This is a genomic window from Microvirga sp. P4_G7 (assembly GCF_056401005.1).
Genome location: NZ_JBFUKD010000590.1, coordinates 1 through 2,339, shown reverse-complemented (window position 1 = coordinate 2,339; position 2,339 = coordinate 1). Strand labels below are relative to the sequence as shown.

Annotated in this window: 2 protein-coding genes; both read left to right on the top strand. The window is 58.8% G+C overall.

The window, feature by feature from the left end; all coding sequences use genetic code 11:
- On the top strand, positions 1 to 1,344 hold a 1,344-nt coding region (locus AC1DT3_RS18325), incomplete at its 5' end, for an anti-CBASS protein Acb1 family protein (RefSeq protein ID WP_477466657.1).
- A gap of 153 nt (positions 1,345 to 1,497) precedes the next feature.
- The gene (locus tag AC1DT3_RS18320; protein WP_477466656.1) at positions 1,498 to 2,304 is read left to right on the top strand and encodes a phage head morphogenesis protein; all 807 of its coding nucleotides are present in this window, start codon (positions 1,498 to 1,500) and stop codon (positions 2,302 to 2,304) included.
- Positions 2,305 to 2,339: the final 35 nt, after the last annotated feature.

The following is a 2,339-nucleotide window of genomic DNA, read 5'->3' as shown; positions in this document are numbered from 1 at the left end:
CCCAAATACTACAATATTGGACAGAATGTCCGCATCCATCCGTCGCGGATCATTCGCTTCGTGGGTGCGCCGATACCGGACCCGGAACTGGCCAGCGAAGGCTGGGGCGATTCCATCCTTCAGGTGGTCAATGACGCGGTTCAGAATGCCGCGCTGACGCAACAGACCATCGCGAGCCTCCTCCCGGAGATGAAGCTCGATATCGTGCGGGTTCCCGGCCTCTCGGATATTCTCTCGACGGATGAGGGCACCAAGCGCCTGACGTCACGCTTCGTCTACGCCAATTCGATGAAGAGCACGATGAACACGTTGCTCCTGGAAGGAAGCGGCGAAAAAGACGGGGAGACATGGGAGCAGAAGCAACTCAGCCTTGCTGGAATGCCGGAACTGCTCCGGAGTTATCTGCAGATCGCTGCCGGCGCCGCTGATATTCCCGCGACCCGCCTTCTGGGCCAGTCCCCCACGGGCTTGAACAGCACGGGCGAGAGCGACATTCGAAACTACTACGATCACATCTCATCGAAGCAGAATGTCGAACTCCGACCCACGCTTGACCGCCTCGACGAGATCCTCATCCGCCACGCGTTAGGCGATCGACCCAAGGACATTTGGTACGAGTTCGCCCCATTGTGGCAACTCTCAGATGGCGAGAAGGCCACCGTCGCAAAGACCAAGGCGGAAACGACCAAGATCTATGCCGACACAGGTCTGTTGCCGCAGGAAGCTCTATCGAAAGGCACTCAGAACCAACTGATAGAGGACGGCACCTATCCAGGATTCGAACGAGCTCTGGAGGAAGCGCCGGAGATCGATTTCGAGGAAGACGATCAGGACGACACGGACCCTACATCTGGACAGGGAGGTGGACCCGAGGTCACCACCCCTTTCGGTGATGGCTACAACTCGCGACAGCCGCGGGGAAAAGACGGAAAATGGTCTAGCTCAGGCCTTGGAGCCGTGACGACAGCGGCGCCGAATGTTGCGGCCGCAGGAAAAGCACTCGGTATCGATCTTGCTCCGGGTGGTTCGCGTATCCCGGCCAAAGTGCATTCGAAACTGAAGGACAAGCGTCCCCAGGAATACGCATTCGCGATGAAGAACGTGAACAGCGCGCTGCGCAGCCCGGACTTCGTGGGGCGAAGCGGCGCTCAGCCTAATCACCTATCCTTCGTCAAGAAGACGCCAAATTCGGGATATGCCGCGGTCTTAGTGGCCATTGGAGACAAACGTGACAAGCGCGGCTTCTATACGGTCCTCACGGTGCACAGCATCAAGGAGAGTCAGGTCGAAGCTCGTGTTCGGACGGGAAACCTCGTCCCCGTAAAGGAAAAGGGGCCCCGGTAGGAGCCCCTTCTATTGCCTGAGCCAGATGCCATCCTGGATCTCTTGGGCGCCATCTCTGGCACTTAGTTACCCGAAATCGGGAGTGACGGGCGGCGGTTCCGTCCTCAGCAGGCCCCAACAATGTATGCCTCGGAATGACGGGAATCAAGCGGCATGCGGTTCGATCTTCAGGCCTTGGCCAAGAGCAAGCTCACACGCAAACGGGTCATTGAATGCCGTCCAATCGTGCCGCGTGTGGGTGTCGAGAAGGACTACCAGAGGATTCTCAATCGGCTGATTTCCCAAGCGGCTGAGTTCGTCCGTTCCGATATCCTGCCGATCGCGAATGCCGAACGGATGCTTCTGACACGGGATGACGTCGGGAGCCGCCTGTTTGAGAGGTTCAGGGGGTTCCGCTCCCTGATCGAGCGTCTCGAAGACGTTGCAGCTGAAATGGTGCAACGGATCTTCGAAGCGGAATCGGTCAAGCATGAAGAGAGGTTCCGAGATGCGGTCCGCTCCGCCATCGGTATCGACATCGCCGCCGTCCTGGCATCGGACAATCTCGCGGATCTTCTATCGCTTCGGGTGCAAGAGAACGTCCGGCTGATCACCAGTCTTGGCGATGAAATCCGCACCCGCGTCGAGCGCGCCGTTTACGACAATCTTCGGACAGGCGAGACAGCGAAGACCCTGGCCAAACGCCTGAACGAGGAATTCGGGATCACCCGCCGACGGGCAAAGCTGATCGCTCGGGACCAAACGGCAAAACTGACGTCGGACCTGACCCAGGCAAGGCAGCAACAAGCGGGCATCGTGAAATATCGCTGGTCAACCAGCGGAGACGAGCGGGTACGCCCCACGCATCGCGCCAACGACGACAAGATATTCCGGTGGGACGAACCGCCGGCCACGACGGGACATCCGGGCCACGACATCAATTGTCGCTGCGTAGCGATCGCGGTCATCGAAATCGAGTAAGCACATGCAATTGTTCGACACGATCACCCTGGGCG

Coding starts and splice junctions, on each gene's coding strand:
- AC1DT3_RS18320 (WP_477466656.1), top strand. CDS start 1,498: ATGCGGTTCGATCTTCAGGCCTTGGCCAAGAGCAAGCTCACACGCAAA.